The sequence below is a fragment of the Ectothiorhodospira marina genome, from assembly GCF_900109495.1.
GTDB classification, from domain to species: domain Bacteria; phylum Pseudomonadota; class Gammaproteobacteria; order Ectothiorhodospirales; family Ectothiorhodospiraceae; genus Ectothiorhodospira; species Ectothiorhodospira marina.
The window spans coordinates 455,263-474,630 of record NZ_FOAA01000001.1 but is presented as its reverse complement, the minus strand read 5'-3'; the positions used below and the strand labels follow the sequence as shown (position 1 = coordinate 474,630).

At 60.5% G+C, this 19,368-nt stretch carries 16 protein-coding genes and 1 riboswitch; of the genes, 6 read left to right on the top strand and 10 right to left on the bottom strand.

The window, feature by feature from the left end; all coding sequences use genetic code 11:
- Positions 1-12: 12 nt before the first annotated feature.
- The 6 genes from BMY52_RS15325 to BMY52_RS02150 form a co-directional block, all read right to left on the bottom strand.
- A complete protein-coding gene (locus tag BMY52_RS15325) occupies positions 13-822 on the bottom strand; it encodes an energy transducer TonB (protein ID WP_177169806.1) in 810 nt (269 codons plus the stop codon).
- Positions 819-1,211 (bottom strand): ExbD/TolR family protein, encoded by a 393-nt coding sequence (locus BMY52_RS02170; RefSeq protein ID WP_090250238.1) that lies wholly within the window; start codon positions 1,209-1,211, stop codon positions 819-821. Before BMY52_RS02170 ends, BMY52_RS15325 begins: the two co-directional genes overlap by 4 nt.
- A complete protein-coding gene (gene exbB / locus BMY52_RS02165) occupies positions 1,195-1,644 on the bottom strand; it encodes a TonB-system energizer ExbB (RefSeq protein WP_090250235.1) in 450 nt (149 codons plus the stop codon). Before exbB ends, BMY52_RS02170 begins: the two co-directional genes overlap by 17 nt.
- A gap of 159 nt (positions 1,645-1,803) precedes the next feature.
- Positions 1,804-4,635 carry a TonB-dependent receptor gene (locus BMY52_RS02160; protein WP_090250232.1) on the bottom strand — a complete coding sequence of 944 codons (2,832 nt, stop codon included), beginning with the start codon at positions 4,633-4,635 and terminating at the stop codon, positions 1,804-1,806.
- A gap of 212 nt (positions 4,636-4,847) precedes the next feature.
- Entirely contained in the window at positions 4,848-6,722 is a 1,875-nt protein-coding gene (locus tag BMY52_RS02155) for a phytase (protein WP_177169805.1), read from the bottom strand.
- A 309-nt stretch (positions 6,723-7,031) separates the two neighbouring features.
- Positions 7,032-9,431, bottom strand: coding sequence for an alkaline phosphatase (locus BMY52_RS02150; protein WP_090250227.1), 2,400 nt, complete (start codon positions 9,429-9,431; stop codon positions 7,032-7,034).
- 192 nt (positions 9,432-9,623) lie between these two features.
- Here BMY52_RS02150 and BMY52_RS02145 point away from each other — a divergent pair, with 192 nt between their 5' ends.
- Together BMY52_RS02145 and BMY52_RS02140 are read left to right on the top strand one after the other, a co-directional pair.
- Positions 9,624-9,965 (top strand): carboxymuconolactone decarboxylase family protein, encoded by a 342-nt coding sequence (locus tag BMY52_RS02145; RefSeq protein WP_090250224.1) that lies wholly within the window; start codon positions 9,624-9,626, stop codon positions 9,963-9,965.
- 162 nt (positions 9,966-10,127) lie between these two features.
- Entirely contained in the window at positions 10,128-11,231 is a 1,104-nt protein-coding gene (locus tag BMY52_RS02140; RefSeq protein ID WP_090250222.1) for a GGDEF domain-containing protein, read from the top strand.
- A gap of 36 nt (positions 11,232-11,267) precedes the next feature.
- Here the strand turns inward: BMY52_RS02140 and BMY52_RS02135 are convergent, their stop codons facing one another.
- Both BMY52_RS02135 and BMY52_RS02130 read right to left on the bottom strand, forming a co-directional pair.
- A complete protein-coding gene (locus tag BMY52_RS02135) occupies positions 11,268-12,125 on the bottom strand; it encodes a hypothetical protein (protein ID WP_090250219.1) in 858 nt (285 codons plus the stop codon).
- A 3-nt stretch (positions 12,126-12,128) separates the two neighbouring features.
- Positions 12,129-14,207, bottom strand: coding sequence for a molybdopterin-containing oxidoreductase family protein (locus BMY52_RS02130; protein WP_090250216.1), 2,079 nt, complete (start codon positions 14,205-14,207; stop codon positions 12,129-12,131).
- A gap of 264 nt (positions 14,208-14,471) precedes the next feature.
- On the opposite strand from BMY52_RS02130, the gene BMY52_RS02125 reads away from it, so the two are divergent.
- Complete coding sequence (locus BMY52_RS02125; protein ID WP_090250213.1) at positions 14,472-15,038, top strand: TetR/AcrR family transcriptional regulator; 567 nt, start codon at positions 14,472-14,474, stop codon at positions 15,036-15,038.
- Positions 15,035-16,216, top strand: coding sequence for an MFS transporter (locus tag BMY52_RS02120; protein ID WP_090250211.1), 1,182 nt, complete (start codon positions 15,035-15,037; stop codon positions 16,214-16,216). Before BMY52_RS02125 ends, BMY52_RS02120 begins: the two co-directional genes overlap by 4 nt.
- Positions 16,217-16,245: 29 nt before the next feature.
- On the opposite strand, the gene BMY52_RS02115 is transcribed toward BMY52_RS02120, so the two are convergent.
- Both BMY52_RS02115 and BMY52_RS02110 read right to left on the bottom strand, forming a co-directional pair.
- A complete protein-coding gene (locus BMY52_RS02115) occupies positions 16,246-17,037 on the bottom strand; it encodes an ABC transporter permease (protein ID WP_090250209.1) in 792 nt (263 codons plus the stop codon).
- Positions 17,038-17,039: 2 nt separating this feature from the next.
- Positions 17,040-17,681, bottom strand: coding sequence for an ABC transporter ATP-binding protein (locus tag BMY52_RS02110; protein ID WP_090250548.1), 642 nt, complete (start codon positions 17,679-17,681; stop codon positions 17,040-17,042).
- Between the two features lie 99 nt (positions 17,682-17,780).
- Positions 17,781-17,982: riboswitch (cobalamin riboswitch) on the top strand.
- A gap of 49 nt (positions 17,983-18,031) precedes the next feature.
- Here BMY52_RS02110 and bluB point away from each other — a divergent pair.
- Together bluB and BMY52_RS02100 are read left to right on the top strand one after the other, a co-directional pair.
- Positions 18,032-18,784: a 5,6-dimethylbenzimidazole synthase gene (gene bluB, locus BMY52_RS02105; protein WP_090250207.1), complete on the top strand. Its 753-nt coding sequence runs from the start codon at positions 18,032-18,034 to the stop codon at positions 18,782-18,784.
- Between the two features lie 94 nt (positions 18,785-18,878).
- The gene (locus tag BMY52_RS02100) at positions 18,879-19,367 is read left to right on the top strand and encodes a YaiI/YqxD family protein (protein ID WP_090250204.1); all 489 of its coding nucleotides are present in this window, start codon (positions 18,879-18,881) and stop codon (positions 19,365-19,367) included.
- Position 19,368 lies beyond the last annotated feature (1 nt).

The window sequence follows — 19,368 nt, the reverse complement described above, 5'->3', positions numbered from 1 at the left end:
GAACCTATCCATTCATTGCAACCGGAAACTGATCGGCACTTGCATGGGCCAGTGGTCCCGATCGATTTCTTTCGGGAAGTTATCAAAGGGTGAAGCTCGACCGACGGCTTCCACTGCTGCCCGGTCGATGGCATCGTTGCCGCTGCCCTGTGCGACCCGGATATTGTTGATCCGACCGCTTCGATGCATGACAAAGCTGACGATCACCGTACCCTCAATACCCCTGTTACGGGCTGCATCAGGATAGTGCCGCTTGCGGGCAATCGCCTCGCGCAGCCTCGCCATGTAGGCTTGTTGCGCCTGGTGTCGGCTGGCTGCTTCGGAACCGCTGGTGGTCTCCTCGCTGGCCCAGCTGTCGTCATCGTCTTCAGGGTTGTCTTGCGTGGAGTCGGCAGCCGCCTTTGCCTGGGGCGTTTCACGAACCTGGGAGACCGGATCGGGTGAAGGGGTTGGTTCTGGTTCTGGTTCTGGTTCTGGTTCTGGTTCTGGCTCCGGCTCCGGCTCCGGCTCCGGCTCCGGCTCCGGCTCCGGCTCCGGCTCCGGCTCCGGCTCCGGCTCCGGCTCCGGCTCCGGCTCCGGCTCAGGTTCTGGCTCAGGTTCCGGCTCAGGTTCCGGCTCAGGCTTGGGTTGGACGGGACTCACGGCGGGTTGAGGCTCTTCGGTGACAAATTCACTGGCTGTCAGATTAACCGGCTTGCCCCCACCGGACGCTTGCAGCATGTCAGGCTCGCTATAGGGCCAGACCACCGCGCCCAGCACACCAGCGTGCAGTATTGTCGAGACAGCCAGCCCGATCCGCGTGGTACGTTGCCGATGCTTCACGCCCCCTCCTGCACGCGGATCGACATCTTTTCGAGCCGGTGGCCCTTGATCAGATCGACCACCTCAACAAAACGTCCAAATGACACGGATTCATCAACACTAAGCACTACCGGGCGCGCCCCCCCCTGCTCGGCAACCGTTCCCAACTCAGCGTCAAGATCCGAAAGTTGGATCGGCTTACCCTGCCAGAACAGGCTCGCCGAGGCATCGATGCCAATGCGCACGGCATCAAGCTCCGGCTCAGGTTCATGACTGTTCTGGGCCACCGGCAAGGTCACGTCGATATCGCCCTGGACCACGAAGGTCGCCGTCATCAACACAATCGCCAGCAGCACCAGCATGATGTCGATAAAAGGAATGACATTGATGGAATCAAACCGCTGCGGCATGGACGCCATCCTCCTTGCGCTGGCCTCTCCACTCCAGAGTGAGCACCTCAACACGCCGCATCAGGGTGTTAAAGAAGACGACGCTGGGGATGGCTACCGCAATCCCACCGGCGGTGGCCTTCAGTGCCAGGGCCAGTCCAAGCATGATGGACTGGGTGTCCATCGTCCCGCTCTGACCGATTTGATAGAAAGTGATCAGGATGCCGAGCACCGTGCCCAGCAGCCCCACATACGGTGCATTTGCCCCCACAGTGGAGAGCACGATCAGATGGCGGGTCAGGTCCACGGTCAACCGTTCCTCGTTATCGAAGCGACCCAGATGAACGTTGCGCAGATAGAGCCAGCGCTCAATGGCAAAACCGAAGGCAAACAGGCTCATCAGGCCCAGGATGGAGAAAACGGTGATATCGAGATAAAGCTGAATATGGTCCAAGCGTGTTTCCTCGTCACAGGATGATCAGAGCGATTCGTGGGATACCCTCTGACAACGCAGTCACCCTACGAATCGAATATGACGGTAGCGTGAAAAGGGCGCGGCAAAACCGCGCCCTCAGGTGTCGGTGCGACTCGATGGCCGCGCCCCGGGCGCTCCTCAGAAACGCCAGTTGGCACCCACCTTGTAGGTCGGGCCAAACTCGTCATACTGCGAGTTGTAACGTTTCTGATCGAAGTAGGCGTAGAACGGCTCATCCGTGATGTTGATGGCCTCGGCATAGACCTGGAAATGTTTGCTCACATCGTAGGCGCCCTTCAGATCAACCTGGTAACGGGAGTCCGCATAACGGTCAGCGGAGGAATCCTCCACATCGTTAACCTCGTCAAGGTACTTGTCACGATAGGTGACCGCTGCACGCAGCGACAAGCCATACTTCTCGTAGCCCAGTGCAAAGTTGGCAGTATTTTCCGAGGATTGCGGCAGAGGGATATCGCCATCGCGCCCTTCCAGACTCGCCTCGGTATCCGTGAACGTGTAGTTCGCGGTCACAAGCATCCCATCGAAGGGGGAAGGCAGGAAGTCTAGATGCTGGTAAGCACTTAGCTCGATACCCATAACAGTTGCATCCCCGCCGTTGACCGCAGTGATATATTCGTTGGCTGTACGGGCACGAGCATTGAAATCCGTACCGGCCACGTCGGCTTCGACCACATAGTCCTGGATATCCTTGTAGAATGCCCCGATGCTGTAAGCTGCCGACGAGCCTCGCGGGTAAAAGGCATACATCACGTCAAGATTGGTGGAACGATACGGATCCAGGTCCGGGTTACCCGCCTCGAACTCCTCTTCACCCCCGTCTATCTTGCGGACGACATATGGTGCAATATCGGAAAAGGTCGGCCTAGCAATCGAGCGGGTGACCGATCCGCGAAGTACGCTGCGCGGTGACAATTCATAGCGTAAATGCACACCCGGCAGAATGTCGACATAGCTGTTGTCGTCCTGCACGCCCGACACAGTAAGCTCACCGGTATCATCATTTTCCGTAAACTCATTGCCGGTCGCGCTATAGTCAGTGTACTCCAAGCGCACGCCGCCAAGCACACGAAGTTTGTCAAAGTCTGCCGACGCCATCAGGTAGGTGGCATAGATGTCTTCTTCTGCAGAATAGTCGGCCGCCTGAGAGTCCTCGATAAAAACATCCTCGTCATAGGTCCAATTGGCGCGATTGTTTGCGACGAAATCCCCCAAACGAGTGGACACCGCTGGTCCGAAACGGTCAAATGGATAATCGAAGTTCGTGCTGGTGTAGTCTGTCATCGACACGACACCAAAATCATCCTCATCGTACTCGTAGACGGTGTAGTCAGCATATTTTTCACGTAGGCGTGCCTTGATGCCAAACTTGATGAATCCGGGGTAGTCTCCAAACGTCGTGTCCTTTTTTATATTCAGGGCCAGTGACCACTCTTCCTCCTCTGTCTCGTTATCCTCAACGACCACTTCAGCCAATTGATAGCTGGCTGGATCATACATGGCATCCGGCCCACTCATGCGGTACTTCTTGCCACCATCGACCGTGCGATAAGCAACGCTATCAAAGGTCTCGTCAAAGCCGTTACCCGTCGCTAGGAACTCGGCATCAACGCGGTCCGGCTCTTTCTCGGTAGCCTTGGCGTAGCCTAGTTGGTAATCAAAGGTCCAGTCGTCAACCCGGTTTTCGCCGCCGCTCATCAGGGAGAAGATGCTTTGCGTCTCTTTGCGTAGCTTGATGTCCCGACCGACCTCGATGTTATCGCCTCTACCACTCGTATCACCAAGCAAGTCAACATCACCATCCTCGAACGCGTCTTCGAAGGTAAACTGATTACGGCGTCGGATCTCGTCATCCTCGAACTCCGTCATCAAGGTGCGAACGTAATACTCACTATTGGCGTCAGGACGGAAGTCGACATTGACCGCTAGGCCCTGACGCTTTCGATCGACAATGTAATCTCGCTGTTCGATCTGCGGCGGCACCCGACCATCTGCCGCAGCGATCCAGGCACCGTCGGTCTCGTTATTATCCGAGCCCAGCTGACGATCCTCGAAGCTTGCGCCCACTGCGATACCGAGGTTGTCCTTGCCCCCGCCAACACTAAAGACATCGGAGACAGTCCCGCCGACCTTTGGGCTCCAAGCATCGCGCAGGTCATTGTAGCCCCCCTCAATGCGGACGTTACCTCCTCGACCATCCCGATCAAAAGCATTGAGGGTTCTGACCTCTATATTTCCACCGATGGCGTCGCCGTCCATATCCGGTGTGATTGCCTTATCCACCTCAATCCCAGCGATCAGATCCGAGGGAATCACATCGAGCGCGACCTGGCGCTCATCAGCTTCAGCCGACGGCACTCGCATGCCATTAATGCTGATACTGTTAAGGTTGGAGTTCAGTCCACGGATGGACACAAAGCGGCCTTCGCCTTGGTCGCGCTGTAGTTGCAGACCCGGTAATCTCTGCAGGGCTTCGCCAAGGTTCTGGTCCGGAAATTGGCCGATCTCCTCAGCGGCTACAATAGTGGTCACGTTGGCGGCAGCCCGCTGACGGTTGATTGCCCGCGCCTGCCCTGCCAGCTGCCCCGTCACCGCAATGGCATCCAGGGTATCCGCACCCAGCGTGAGCTGAGCGGTGATGACGCCCTCTTCCTCAACGGTCACGATTTCGCGGGTCTCCCCCATGCCGATGTAGTCCACCACCAGCGTGTACTCACCCGGAGCGACGTCCCTGAACTGAAACCGACCGTTGGCATTGGTATAGGTCTCGCGGCCGGCTTCCATCAGGCGCACCCGAGCCCCTTCCAGGGTGGTATTGCTTGATGCTGAACGCAACTCGCCGCGTACAATGCCTTCGTCGGCCAGAACATAGGACGGCATGGCGAATGTCGACAAGGCCAGGGCGCAGGCGGCGGCCAAGCGACAGTATCGCAGATGGTTGGGTTTAGGCATGAAATAGGCTCCCGGTTATCGATCGTTGACTGACATGAACTGATCGTTCAAACACGGTCTGCACCCTAATCCGTCACTGTTACGATCACGTCACGACAAAATGACCAGGAGTTGAAGGTTCAATGACGCCCGGCATCGACGGGTATCATCATTAATGCAAAACGCCGCCATGAAGGCGGCGTTGGGTGGGAGTGATATTGATGAGGGCTTGATCATTCACCCAGCGCGTCCAGCACCGCTTCCCAGGAAACAAACTTGAAGTTCTGATTGGATTCCGGCATGAGGTTGCGTCCGTCCTGGACAACCAGAAGCCCACCAGAAAAACCCGGGCCCAGGTTGGCCGATGTCACATCGACACCATCGGTTTCCGAGGCACCATCGAGCCCCCTCTCGGCATTCATCCCGATACGGAAACGTCCCACGAAGTCATGATCTCCTTCGCGCCGATAAACCGCAAAGCTATCGTCACCCTGGCTCGATACGACCAAGTAGCCACCTCCGCTGGCTCCTGTCGCCATTGCCACGCCCTCAATGTCGGCAGTCAGATGTTTGCCGCCATGCTTGCGCGTGTAATCGACCGCATGACGTGACTCGCCGTCACCCGGCTCAGCGCCATAGCGCCAGAGCGCCACATTTTCCTCGCCAATGTACAGGTGGCCGTGATCATCATCGGCGACGCATCCTTCCGTGATCGACCCCACGGACCATTCCCGCACCTGTTGGCCAACAATCCGCCCCTCTTTCGCCTCAATGCGCCACTGACCCACGTTGCCCTCCTTGTCGTTAACAAAGACATAATGGTGGCCATCGTTCCTGCTGCGATAGTTGCATAGGCCGTAGGGGTCATCAAAACCGGTGTCAACCGGCGTTTCCGCTGACAGGCGCGAGACCTCCCCAGTGTCCGGATCAATGCTGTAAAAGGAAATCCCTTTAGTGGTCCGGTTGCTGGCCGCGACCAGGACCACCTCGCGACCCTGGATGGAAAATCCGTCGCGCAGGTCCACATTGTTCACGCGCCCATCCTCAAAGAACTGACGAAGCTTTCCATCCAGACCATAAACGGCCAGCCCTGCCTTTTTGTCGGTGCCCAGTACAAGACTTTTCGAAGGGTCTTCAGGATGGACCCAGATCGCTGGATCGTCGGCGGCGTCCCCTCCGGTTGCCACCGGATCTGTCGCGCCAATGGGCTTGACCACGACAACCGCCTCGGGAACAGGCGCAGCAGCCAGATGAACCCGGCGAGTATGTGCGGCGACCGATGTGGCATCAATCAGCTTGTAGTTGCCTGCCCCATTGGCGTTGTCCTCGTCAGTGACCACCAGCCCACCCTGGGCAAAGGTGTCCTCGAGAGGACTGTCTGACACGGCGGGTACCCAGGCGATCATCTCCGGCGCCTCGACCCCGTCGATACCTGCCTGACTCACCACTTGAAATGCGCCCAGGGGCAGGCCCGTGTCACGGGCATAGAAATGCAAAGAACCACTCCCCTCGTCAGCAACAACGATCTGCTCACGATCCGGATCGATTGCGATATCGGTTGGGTTGTCGAGGCCTCCCCAGGGAGCGACAAGATCAAGCGGACGACGACTGACAGGCCGTTCGGGATGGGCATCCCACTGCCAGATCGCCATGCCCTCCTCGGCCACATACAACTGGGCCACTCGATCGTCGACCTGACACCCCTTGGTCTCCCCCCCGACCGGTAATGAGCGTACTGCACGGGCCTCTACCGATGAATCGCCCCGCGGCATCAGCAACCATTGTTCGGCCATGCCATCGCCATCGAGCAGAAACAGGTAGAGGTTAGCCTCTACACGGTCGTAGAACAGGCACAACGCGTCTGGCATGTACGTCAGTTGATCAAATCCCGTCAACCTGGACTCGACAAACTCCCCCGATTGGGCAGTGAAGATTGCGGGCCGGCCGGCAGGTTCATCGATTGTTGCCACCACCACCGTCTCGCGACCGTGCCATTCCAGGCCGGACCTGGCATCAAGGTCAGTCATTCCTGTCCGTCCGAAGGTTGCCAACCGTTTTCCCTCAAAATTGTGAGCATCAATTCCGTGTTCCTCATCGTTGACCAACAAGGCTCGCCCCCCCTGCCAAAACACCCCCACGGCACTGACCGGAGCATTGCCTAATGTGGGCTGCGTCTCACCGGCCGGCATCAAATGCGATGCACCGTGGACAGTGGCAGTCGATGCACAGAGGAGGGCAAAGGCCAGACCAAGACGAACTGGATTCAGGAGGAACAACGGCATGAAAAGCTCCAGACAATGAATAAAGGCTTATGCGGCAAGCGACGAAGATGAATCCGATCGCCCATGTGAGAGCGATAATGAAACGGCCCCAATGGATTGGGGCCGCCGTCTTCGGGGTCGAGCGAATAGACAGTGTTAGTCCGTCAGTGCAAAGCGATGGCTGAACCGGGGGGCTGCGTCCGCATCATCCCCAGCCCGGTAGGTCTCGATCAGAACCTCGGCGTCGGTCATCACACTGACAACGTGGAAATAAGGGGTATGACGGGTCTTGTCGGGTACCTTGGTGCGCTCCAGCGCCGGGACGTGCACGTGTGTTACTCCGTTGATCTCTCGAAATGGATCGATCCGCTCGATATCCATGTGCAGGTCGCCGGAAAAGACCGCGGCGAGATTCTCATGCGCGAGCACGCTCTCAATGCGGGGATGGTTAATCCCCTTGTCTCCACCTGCGGGAAACACACCCACCGGCGCCCCATGCGTGAACAGGAATACGGGCTTGGGTGCAAGCGCTTCCAGTTGTTCCTCGACCCACGCCAGCCCTTCATCGCTGAAATCGCGCCCATCGCGATCCGGTGTTGCGAAGATGAGCGCGACCTCATCGTGCTCGACCACGTATCGAACTGAATCAATGGTGGGCTGGTCCATGCTCCATTGGTTGGCATACCTGAGGAAGCGACGTTCCGTCGAACCAAACTCCTCGTTTCCCATGATCGGATAGAACGGACGTACCAGCCGCGAAAGAACGGCGGTCACAGCGTCATACTGGATGGTGGTGCCCTTGTGGGGAATGTCCCCCACGCCAGCCACCAGATCAATACGACCCGAGTCAGCCAGTCGGTTGATGTGATCCACCGTCTTCGCCACCCCCGGGAACTCGGCGAGCGGCTTGGGCTCGGCATCACCAATAATGGCAAAGCGCAGCACGACATTTTTTTCGTTTTGATGCAACCTGGCGCTACTCAACGGTGACGGTAAAACCGCCGGGAGGTGCAAAGCAGCCTGCATCACATGGAATACATGGGTGTTCTCCACATAATCGCCATTCCAGTCATAGGGTGCCCCACGCCCCCATAAGCGACCTGCGAATGCATCGTGCCGGGTCAGGGCTTGAAATGCCTCGGCCCCATGGCCTAAAGCCCACAGGGGGACCAGTTCATTGGTATGCTTTCCGGAGGCAAATTGGTAACCCGGCAGATTACCGGCACCGCGGTCCTGAACTGCAAGAAAACGCTCAAAGCGATCTTCAGTGGGATCAAACCGTGCTGCCTCCACCGCAGCCTCGTCCTCCAGCGAGGTAGCAATTGGGCCGCCCTCACCATTCATGAATGTGCCTTCGCCCCAGATCCCTCCGGTCTCGTGATCGGCAGTGACGATCAGTAGTGTCTCCTCCCAGGAACTGTGGGTCTCAACCCAATCGATGACGGCGACGACAGCCTGGTTGAACGCTTCCTGTTCCTCGATGAACCTTGGCATATCATTATCATGTCCCATCCAGTCGACCGCGCCCCCCTCGACCATCAGAAACAGACCATCCTCATTCCGCGACAGCACCTGCAAAGCGCCGGTAGCCATGGTGGCCAGTTCCGGCACGTTGGGAACAAATGCCATACCAGAGGGGTTGTGTGGATCGGCTGACTGGTTCTGGCGCCTGGCCTGAGCGGTGCGATGTGCCTGGAAGATACCCACCAGACGTTCCGGCATCATATCGCCGGTAGCGACGGCCTCGAACGATTCAAGACCATCGATGAAAGCATAGCCGTTGTGGCCTCCCGCCTTGAGCGCTTCCCAGGTCTCGCGACCGCCTACAAAACGGAACAAGTCATCCTCGTCTGCCTGGACACGGCGCCCGTCATTGTCGAATTCCGGATGCCCTGCTCCCATCAAGACATCCAGGCGGCCATCAACCATCTCATTGAAGATCTCGGCATAGTTGTCCCGCGAAAGATTATTCGACCATGCCGATGCTGGAGTGGCGTGCGATGCCATCACGCTGGTGACGATGCCCACGGAACGGCCACTTTCATGGGCGAGTTGCCCGATGGGCATGAATGCCGACTCCCCACGCCAGTCCACGTTGATTCGACCATTGAGGGTCTTCTTGCCACTGTGCAGAGCCGTACCGGCAGCGGCAGAATCGGTGTACGTGGTATAGGAGCGGCCCACCGGCGCGAAGTCGTTCTCGAATGTCGCTTCAAACCGGTGCCAACGGGTGGCGGCATCATAGCCTTGCGGGACGGCAGCGACCGCGCGCTCATGCTTGCCCAGCAATTCACCCGCCCCATCGACCGGATTAAGGGACCACGTGGTCTGGCCAACGAGCAACGGAGCGGTCCCATCAGGACGAGGTACCTGATACGGCCGCTCGCCGGCTTTTCCTGCGTAATAGTCTGCAGCCATCCAGCCATTGAAACCGATACCATCGGCGATCATCAGAATCACGTTCTTCGCCGGTTCGCTCGCTGCCGAGGCGGGCAAGACCGCAAGGAACAGCAAAGCACTGACCAAAAACACTCGGAGACCAGACGAAAAATACATGGCAGACACTCGATAAATGCGAGGCCGCCTATGAAAACATCAACGCATTACGCTGCGATGACGTCAACATGAAACTCGTTTGTCAGAACCCAATCGACCCAAACAGTTGCTGTATCCGCGCCGGATGTACCACAATCCCACACTCATCAACTCAACTAATCCTGACATTAATCAAATATCGCGGAGCGCGGCATGCAAAAAGATTGGAACCAGACCATTAAACACCTGGGCGGACTGATGCAGGAAGTGGGTAGCGGGATCCCTGAAGTCGTCAAGGCCTTTGGTGCCATGGACAAAGCCGTGTCTCAGGACGGTGCGCTGTCCTGCAAGCAGAAAGAATTGATGGCCCTGGCCATCGGCATTGCCATCCGCTGTGAAGGGTGCATCGGCTTCCATACCAGGGCGGCCATCAAGCATGGCGCCACCCGCGAGGAAATCATGGAGACCATCGGCCTGTCCATCTACATGGGCGGTGGCCCTTCCTATGTCTACGGTGCCCAGGCACTGGAAGCCTTTGATCAGTTGAGTGGCTAAGGCGAGGCTGGCATCTCCTCACAGGCCAGCTTTCGGGCTGCCCTGTGATGGAGAGCTTCACCCTGTCAGTGGGGGTGCTGTGCACTGGCCGCCGGCTCGGTTAGGCTATCGCCCAGGTGCGCAGTACTTCCTCGCGGGTTCCAACAGAAGGCTCACTTGAACATGGAAAGACAGGCGGCAACGGAGAAACAGTGGCTGCGGACGCGGCTGGAGGCCCTGATCGACGCGGCTCGGGAAACCGAACAAAAGCTCAACCGTCTCGCCGCCCTGGAACTGCGACTGCTGGAAGCGCATGACTTCTCGGTGGTCCTGGGGATTCTTCTGGAAGATCTCAAGACCGGTTTCGACCTGGACCAAGTGGCCCTGGTGCTCTGCGACGACCAGAACGACCTGCAAACGGCACTGGAAAGTCACAACCTGCCCGAGCACTGGCCGCTGCGACTGATCGCGGACCCTGCTCCACTGCGCCCCCTGCGGGAACCCACCCTGGGCTCACCGGGGGATGACGATCCCGACGTCCTGGATTTTTGCGGCATGACACAACTGGGCAGCCGGGCCCTGCTGCCGCTCAGGCGGGGCACGGACCCCATCGGCCTGCTGGTGCTGGGCAGTTGCCGGGCCGAACGTTACAGCACCGACCAGGATACCTACCTGCTCAAGCGACTGGCGGCGGTGGTATCGGTGTGCCTGGAGAACACCCTTTCCGCGTGGCGGCTACGGGAAATCGGTGTGACGGATCCGCTCACGGGCATGCGCAATCGCCGTTTCTTCGACCAGCGACTGCAGGACGAGATCCTGCGCATGGAACGGGAGGGCCACGCCCTGGCCTGCCTGTTCGTGGATATCGACCACTTCAAGCGGGTCAACGACGATCACGGGCATGCCACCGGGGACCAGGTCATCACTGCCGTGGCACAACGTCTTGCGCACCACCTGCGCAGATTCGATCTGCTGGCCCGCTACGGCGGAGAGGAGTTCGTCGTTCTGCTACCGGCTCTGGAGCCCGCGGAAATACATACCGTGGCCGAACGCATGCGCCATCAGGTGGAAGCCACCCCCGTACCCATGGATCAAGAGGGTGAAATCCACGTGACCGTCTCCATCGGCGCCGCCCGCCTGCCGCCAAGGCTGCTGAAAGGAGAACCTCCCGAGCAACGGGCGCGGGCCCTGCTGAACGCGGCAGATCAGGCCCTGCTTCAAGCCAAGGAGTCAGGCCGCAACCGACTGATCATCTCCCAGGAATTCCGTGATGCAAGGTTGGCGTGACAAGCCAAGGACCGGGATACCCCGCCGACCCGACACTCAGGCCCCGCCATCCCCTTTCAGCGTGCCCCCTGACAGCCAAGCGTACACCTGGGCACCCGCTTCAAGATCGTGACAGCGCAGGATGGCAGCCCGACCAGGCGTGGCGTTATCCGGCTGCACTTGCACCCCGGCTGCGTCAGCAGCCTTCAGGTTGGCCTTGCTTAAATCCGCCTTGCCAAACACGGAGATCACGAAGCCGCCCTCAGGGGCCGATGGCGGGGTGAATGGCGCCCCATCGGCCAGTGCCACCCAGGCCGGCAGAAAATCCGGGCCGTAGAAGTCAAAAAAGCCATTGGACCCCCTAAGATGGGCCTCGATGGGCTGGCCGCCGATCAGTTCGATATTGCACAGGCCGTTGTAACCGGACAGATGACACCCCACCCAGTCATGAATCCAGGGCTCCAGTTCCGGCAGGGAAGCGCCGATCTCCCAGTAAATGGGCCGGGCAGCATCCTTCTCAGCCGAAGCCCGGGTATGGGCGAACCAGCGCACCACACCCTCCTGAACCAGACAGTCGGTACTGGTGTGCAATCCGCTCAAGCGCTGGCACCAGAAACTCCCGGGCTCCGCAGGGACATCACCTGCCCGCATCGACCGGGCGTCCAGCCCCATGCCAGCCAGGTTGATGATGGGCTTGACGAAGACGTCTTCATCCGGGGCCACCCCAAGATCCATGGGCGCCACGCCACAGGGGGCGGCAGTCAGCCCCGCATCCAGGGCCAGCCGCAGCTTGTCATAGATAAGGCGGTAACGCGGATTCAGTCGCCAGGCGGCCGCATCCGACACGGCAACGTCCCGCTGTGGTTCAGGCTGAAACAGATGCTTGCGTTCCGGTAGCACACCGATAAAGGGCATGGCTCAACCTACCCGTGCCACTTGGCACAGCAGCGATTTGAATGCCGGGAAGCCACTGATGGGATCCAGCTTGCAGTCATCGGTCAGTTCATTGACGTTGGCATGATTCCAGCCATGGGCGCAGTGCGCCACGCCGGGTTTGATGCGGTTGGTCACCCGCGCCACAAACCGGACCCGCCCACGCGGTGAACTGACCTCCACCACATCGCCATCATCAATGCCACGATCTGCCGCGTCGCTGGGATGCAGTTCCACCAATGGATCGGGCACCGCCCGGCGCATGCGCTCCAGATACTGATGCTGGGAGTGGGTGGCATGCTTGTGGCGGGCTCCGCTGGTGAGCACCAGCGGGTAATCCCGGGCCAGTTCAGGCGTGGAGAGGGGACTCTCGGCAGGTTCACACCACACAGGCAACCCCTCATGCCCGGCATCGCGCAGTTCCCCGGCATCGAACTCCACCTTGCCGCTCCGGGTTTTGAAACCCCTCAGGCGATACTGGCGATCCCCCTCCAAAAAGCCATGTTCCACCAGCTCATCCAGTACCCCCGCAAACACGGTCACCCCATCCGGGTCGTTGTACACCTGCTCACGAATGCTTTCCGGGATCCCTTCGGCGGCTTCGGCCCAGCAGGCCTCCAGATTGCCATTCCAGAACTGATCCGCCATCCCCAGGCGCACCCCCAGATCCAGGAAGACCTCCGCATCCGGGCGCGCCTCACCACGGGGTTTGACGGCGGCGCGCCGGTAGCGCAGTTCGCCACGGAAGTTGCAGCCCGGATAGGCGATCAAGGCCGTGCGTTCCAGATTGGTGGCGGCAGGCAGGACGATGTCCGCCATGCGCGTGGCGGGATTGTGGAAGAAATCGGATGCGGCGAAAAAGTCCAGCGCCCCCAGCGCCTGCTCCATGCGCTGTGAGTGTGGCCACATCACCGTGTTGATACCCATGGCCAGCAACGCGCGAATGGGTTGAGGCCGCCCCTCCAGAATGGCATCGGGCAACAGCATGCTTTGCGCCGCCGGCCAATGACGGGTCCACACCGGGAAGGTCTCATCGCCGATGCGCGGTGGCAGGTTCTTGAGGCAGTGATCGAACAGATCGATGGGCTTGGGGGTGACTTTGTCATTGAAGAAGCGATTACCGCCCTCGCGGTCGATATTGCCCGTGACGGCGGCCAGCAGGATGACGGCCCGGTGATTCTGGAAGCCGTTACTGTGCTGCACCGTGGACGTGGGTGAAAGCATGATCTGCGCCGGTGAATGGGTGGCATACAACCGGGCTGCACGCTCCAGATCCGCCACCGCAATGCCACAGATGGCCGCCACCCGCTCGGGCGTGAATGCCGCCACATAATCCCGAAAAGCCTCCACGCCGTTACCCCATTCGTCCAGGAAGGCCTGATCCTGCCAGCCATGCGCGAAGATGAGATGGTGCATGCCCAGTGCCAGGGCCCCGTCGGTACCGGGCCGGATCTGCAGGTGAACCTCGGCCTGCTCCGCCAGGGGCGTGACGCGCGGATCCACCACGATCATGGGTCGTCCGGGTTTGGCCTGAGCCAGGGCATGCTGATGAAAGGGCGGAATGGAGCCGCGCGGGTTGGTGGACCACACCAGCAGGCAGCGAGTGGCCTCTGAGGCCACCGTGGAGGATGTCTTGATCTTGGTGCCAAAGGTCACCTCCTCCGCCACTTTGGTGGAGGAGAAGCAGCAACCGCTCTCGGTCATGTAGTTGGGCGATCCGAAGGCGTGGGCCAGGCGCTGCAGCTGCGGGCGGGCCTCCTTGGTGTAGCCTGCGAAAAAGGCCACCGTCTCGGCGCCATGCTGAGCACGCGTGGCGCTCAAGCGCTCGGCAATGGTGTCCAGCGCCTCATCCCAGGAGATGCGCTCGAACTCGCCTCCCCCTCGGGGCCCCACCCGCCGCAGCGGGTGGATCAGTCGATCCGGATGGTTGCGCCGATCCAGCTGCACATAACATCGGGGGCAGTCGGGGCCATCGATCTTCACGGGCTCGCCACCGGGATCGAGGGTCACGTCGATGGCGCAGTTGGCATCACACTCGTAGCAGGTACTTTTGACGGTGGCCATGGGATGGGTCGTCCTCGGGAAACGCGAATGGGGCACTGGGCTGGGAAGTTTCTGAACCAGTGTCGAGAGTATGCGCGAGATACAGCCCGTATTCGAATGACCGCGATGACGTTGCGGCCATCAAGACGCCCCTGCAGCAAGGCTGCGTCCAGTTCAAAAGGACCGCTCAGTGCCTGCCGGAAGCAGCTGGCCAAGAAATCCTTTGACAGCGCCAGTCATGACGTTCATATTTATATAGACTGATCTATATAAATAGGATCCTCGATGCCCGCCTCCAAACGTGACCAACTGCTCGCCACCGCCGAGCGACTCTTCTATGAAGAGGGCTTTCATGCCACGGGAATCGACCGCATCGTGGCAGCCGCCGGGGTGGTGCGCATGACGCTCTATAACCATTTCGCCTCCAAGGAGGCCCTGGTGGCCGCCGTCCTGGCGACGCGCCATGAACGCTTCATGGCCAGCCTCGATACGGCAACGGCCTCCGCGGTGCCGGGCCAGGTCACTCGGGCCCTGGTGGACGCCCATGGCCGCTGGCTGGAAAACCACAGCCAGCATGGCTGCATCATGGTCAAGGCCATGGGGGAGTTCGCCGAACACAGCACCGAGATTCATGCCCTGGCGGTTGCCGCCAAGGCCGACCTGCTGGGGCGCCTTGAGGCCGGCCTGGCCCGCGATGGGCTGGATCACCACGACGGCCTGGCGCGACGGCTTTTCATGGTACTGGAAGGAAGCAACACCGCCGTGGCCCTGCTGGGCACGCAGGCGGCCCTGGCCGACACCCGGGCGGCCGTTGACACCCTGCTGTTGGCAGCGCAAAGCGAGACTCGATGAAACCCTTATCCCCTCTTGGCATGGCGACCCTCGGCGGCGGGGTCATCGCCATTACCTACGGCTTGGCTCGCTTCGTATTCGGACTCTTTCTGCCCGAAATGCGCAACGAACTGACGATCACGCCAACCATGGCCGGGGTCATCGGCGCCCTCCCCTTCCTGAGTTTTGTCTTCGCCATCCTTGTCGCCCCCTGGATGACCCGTCGCCTCGGGGTACGACACGCAGCGCTAACAGCCGCCAGTCTGGCCGGGGTGGGGCTGATCACGATTGCTCAGGCACCCACATCCATGCTGCTGGCCGTTGGTGTGCTGATCTGTGGAATCAGCACCGGATTGTCCTCTCCTGTCATGGCGGAGGCCGTTCACCGGGTGGTGGTGCCCCACCTTCGCGGGAGGGTGAATGCCACCATCAATGCCAGCACCAGCCTGGGCATCGCACTTGCCATGCCGGCCGTGCTGATCTGGGCAGAGGCCTGGCGTAGCGCCTATATGGGGTTCGCCGCCCTGGCTGCCATAGGCGCCCTGGCGACTCTCGTCTATTTGCCTCGGGAGGATCGGCCTGCCACAGCGTCACCATCTCGCCCAGCGCCTCCCCCCGTGAGTCGCATGCAATGGCTTGGCATCGGGCGGCTGAGTTCACTGGCCTTTGCCATGGGGTGCGTCAGCGCGGCCTACTGGGTGTTCGCGCCCGATGCGGTGATCACTTCTGGAGGTCTGGCATCGAGCCAGACCGCCTGGATGTGGCTGGCCGTGGGCATTGGAGGAATCGCGGGGGGCGGTGCGGGTGATCTCATTTCTCGCTTCGGACCGGCCCTTAGCCATGCTGCCGGCCTCACTGTGATGTCGGCTTCTATCGCGCTACTGGCCTGGGATCCAGGCAACTTTGCTCTCGCCCTGTCATCCGCGGCCCTGTTCGGCGTGGGATACATGACTCTCACCGGTTTCTACCTGGTCAGGAGTATCCAGATCATGGAGCAGGCGCCATCCCTTGGCCCGGTCGTGCCCCTGCTCGCCACCTCAATCGGCCAGGTTGCCGGCTCTCCACTGGCCGGCTGGCTTGTCGGCACGGAAGGCCATGTGACCACCTTCATGCTCTTCGCCCTGGTTGGACTCGTGGTCGCTGGGCTGGGGTCATGGCTGCTGAGCGAACGCCCCGTGGTGGACTGGCAAATCTCTTGATGCCCCCGCTCCCGGGGGCGGGGTCCTCGTCAGGCCAGCCGATCCAGCCGCAAACGTTCGCGCTCGTCGAACAGGCGCCGGGCGCCCAGCCAGATGGCCCCCAAAGTGCCAAAGCCCGTGCCGGCGGTGATCAGGAACATGACCAGTATCTGGTATTTCACCGCTTCCATGGGGGGGGTGCCGGCGAGTATCTGACCGGTCATCATGCCCGGCAGGCTGACAATACCGGCAGCGGCCATGGCGTTGATGATGGGCATGAGCCCACTGCGGGCAGCATCCCGGCGGATATCCTGAATGGACTCGGACCAGGTCTGCCCCAGGATCAGACGCCCTTCGATCATGCGCCGCTGCTGCCAGGCCGTGGTGGTGAGCCGGTCCAGGCCCAGGGCAATGCCCGTCATGGTATTGCCCAGCAGCATACCCAGCAGGGGGATAGCGTACTGTGGCTCCCACCACGGGGCGGGGCTGATGATGACCGTGAGGGCCAGAATCGTGGCAGTAAAGGCCGATGTGAACATGGCCAAGGTGCCAATGCCATATCCCCACCAGCCCCGAAAACGCCGTGCCTGGCGTGCCATTACCTCGCGGCCCGCCACCAGCAGCATGATCAGCGCCATCAGAGCCACCCAATGCAAGGCAGCGTGCTCGAACAAGGTGGTCAGCACCAGTCCGATGAGCAGCAACTGGATCACGGTGCGCGTCGCTGCCACCAGCAGGCCCTTGGAGAGGCCCATGCCCACGCGGCTCGTCAACAGCGCCAAAGCCATGACCAGCAGGGCAGCGATGCTCAGATCCCAGGGGGAAAGATGTATCACCTCCATGGTCAGGCCCTCGATTCCAGCGCGGGTTCGGCCAGCCGCCCCAGTTCCATCATCAGCAGACGGCCACCCAGTCGCTGGCGCTGCTCATGATCATGACTGACCCAGATGGCACCGGCCTGTCGTTCAGTCATATATCCCCTGACCAGGGACTCCATGCGCAGAGTATTGTCGGGATCCAGGTTGGCCGTGGCCTCATCCAGGAGCAACACTCGAGGACCATTGCCGAGCATCCGGGCCAGGGCCAGGCGCTGACGCTCGCCACTGGAGAGGCGCTCCACCTCCCATTGGCGCACGTCCGACTGGAACCCCAACTGCTCCAGCCAGTCGTCCTGAACTCCCGTGAAATGCGCATCCACGGTATCCGCCCACCACACGGGCTCTGCCGGCAAATACCCCACCTGGCGGCGCCAAAGGGCGGGGAGAATGGTTTCCCGCAACTGGTTGTCCAGCCATACCTGGCCACGAAGGGGATCCAGATCGGCAATAGCCCTGAGCAGCAGCGACTTGCCGGCTCCGGAGGGGCCGGCGATGAGCAACAGTTCGCCAGGCGCCAGTGACAAATCAACCGGCCCCATGTGATCGGATTGCAATCCAGTCAGTTGAAGCAGGGGGCCATCGGTGACGGCAAATGTAGGCGCATCCATGCGGCCAGTATACCGACAGGTTTTGGAAAATGGGGCACCGGTTTCCACCCGGGACATCCTGCCGAACCAGGCAGACTATCCGTTATACTGCACCCCGCCATTCATCATCGGCTGTCGGGTGCCCGTTTTTACACGGGAGAATCGGGAATGCGGTGGGGTGATCGATCCACGATCACCGAGTCCGCAACGCGCCCAGCGCTGTGAGGGGGACCGCGGAGACATCATGCCACTGCCATGCGCGGGAAGGCGTTTCCACGGGACGAACCCGAGTCAGAAGACCGGCCCGACAGCTTCATTATGCGGCAGCAAGGCCGGGCTGCCGTCCCACCTGCTTGAACAAGGGGAATAACATGCAGGCTGGTGATTCAAACCACGAACCTCACCGTTTCACTCAGGCCGAACGCGAGGCCATCTACCGCAATATGCTCTGCCGGCGGGACGTGCGAGGGCAGTTCCTGCCCGACCCGGTGCCCGATGACATGCTGGCCCGGATCCTGACGGCGGCCCACTTTGCTCCCTCGGTAGGCTACATGCAGCCCTGGAGTTTCGTGGTCGTCAAGGATCCGCAAATCAAGGATCGGGCGCATCAGGCGTTCACCCGTGCCAATGAAGAGGCAGCGGGGATGTTCGAAGGCGAGAAACAGGAAACCTACCGCAGTCTGCGCCTGGAGGGCATTCTGGATGCCCCCATCAATCTGTGCATCACCTGCGACCGGGAGCGTGCCGGCCCGGTGGTGATTGGTCGCACCCACGACCACCGAATGGACCTTTACAGTGTGGTCTGCGCCGTGCAGAACCTGTGGCTGGCCGCCCGCAGCGAGGGGCTGGGCGTGGGCTGGGTGAGCATCTTTCGGCCGGAGGATATCCGCGAGGTACTGAATCTACCTGACGAGATCGTCCCCGTGGCCTATCTGTGTATTGGCCGTGTCAGCCACTTCCACGACAAACCTGAACTGGAAGCCGCAGGCTGGCGCCCTCGATTGCCTTTGGAGCAGTTGATCCATGTGGATGGCTGGGGGCATGCCCCTGCCCCGAATGACAACCTGGTCAAAGCGGTTCAGGCATGCCAGGCCAAGGCAAGCCGCTCTGAAGTCCCCCTTTAACTCCCCTGCATCCAGGGGGGCTTCACCCCCTGGATGCAGGGAGTCAGGGCAATCACAGGGGATCCTGAACAGAAATGTGGTTTACACTGGTGCAATGACATCCATTCAACCCGCTACACACGACCCCGGCCCTCGCATATGGGTGGATGCGGATGCCTGCCCCGTGGTGATCAAGGAGATCCTGTTTCGTGCGGCACAACGCACCCGAATCTCCGTCACCCTGGTAGCGAACCAATTCATCCAGGTACCGCGTTCACCCTTTATCAAAACCCTACAGGTGGGATCCGGCTACGATGTGGCGGATAACGAAATCGTGCGCCGGATCTCCTCGGGGGACCTGGTCATTACCGCCGACATCCCCCTGGCCGCCGAGGTACTGGACAAGGCGGGACAGGCACTCAACCCGCGTGGTGAGTTGTACACCCGGGACACGATCCGCCAACGTTTGCAGATGAGAGACTTCATGGACACCCTACGGGCAAGCGGCGTCGACACCGGCGGCCCGCCAGCCCTCAGCCAGGGTGACCGGCAAGCCTTTGCCAATCAACTGGATCGATGGCTGCAACGAAATGCCGGGGCTTGAC

Excerpts from the sequence above, each read along its gene's own strand:
- BMY52_RS02150 (WP_090250227.1), bottom strand. The coding sequence starts at position 9,431 with ATGTATTTTTCGTCTGGTCTCCGAGTGTTTTTGGTCAGTGCTTTGCTG.
- BMY52_RS02120 (WP_090250211.1), top strand. The coding sequence starts at position 15,035 with ATGAAACCCTTATCCCCTCTTGGCATGGCGACCCTCGGCGGCGGGGTC.
- BMY52_RS02140 (WP_090250222.1), top strand. The coding sequence starts at position 10,128 with ATGGAAAGACAGGCGGCAACGGAGAAACAGTGGCTGCGGACGCGGCTG.
- BMY52_RS02110 (WP_090250548.1), bottom strand. The coding sequence starts at position 17,681 with ATGGATGCGCCTACATTTGCCGTCACCGATGGCCCCCTGCTTCAACTG.
- BMY52_RS02170 (WP_090250238.1), bottom strand. The coding sequence starts at position 1,211 with ATGCCGCAGCGGTTTGATTCCATCAATGTCATTCCTTTTATCGACATC.
- bluB (WP_090250207.1), top strand. The coding sequence starts at position 18,032 with ATGCAGGCTGGTGATTCAAACCACGAACCTCACCGTTTCACTCAGGCC.
- BMY52_RS02115 (WP_090250209.1), bottom strand. The coding sequence starts at position 17,037 with ATGGAGGTGATACATCTTTCCCCCTGGGATCTGAGCATCGCTGCCCTG.
- BMY52_RS02160 (WP_090250232.1), bottom strand. The coding sequence starts at position 4,635 with ATGCCTAAACCCAACCATCTGCGATACTGTCGCTTGGCCGCCGCCTGC.
- BMY52_RS02130 (WP_090250216.1), bottom strand. The coding sequence starts at position 14,207 with ATGGCCACCGTCAAAAGTACCTGCTACGAGTGTGATGCCAACTGCGCC.
- BMY52_RS02125 (WP_090250213.1), top strand. The coding sequence starts at position 14,472 with ATGCCCGCCTCCAAACGTGACCAACTGCTCGCCACCGCCGAGCGACTC.
- BMY52_RS02135 (WP_090250219.1), bottom strand. The coding sequence starts at position 12,125 with ATGCCCTTTATCGGTGTGCTACCGGAACGCAAGCATCTGTTTCAGCCT.
- BMY52_RS02145 (WP_090250224.1), top strand. The coding sequence starts at position 9,624 with ATGCAAAAAGATTGGAACCAGACCATTAAACACCTGGGCGGACTGATG.
- BMY52_RS02100 (WP_090250204.1), top strand. The coding sequence starts at position 18,879 with ATGACATCCATTCAACCCGCTACACACGACCCCGGCCCTCGCATATGG.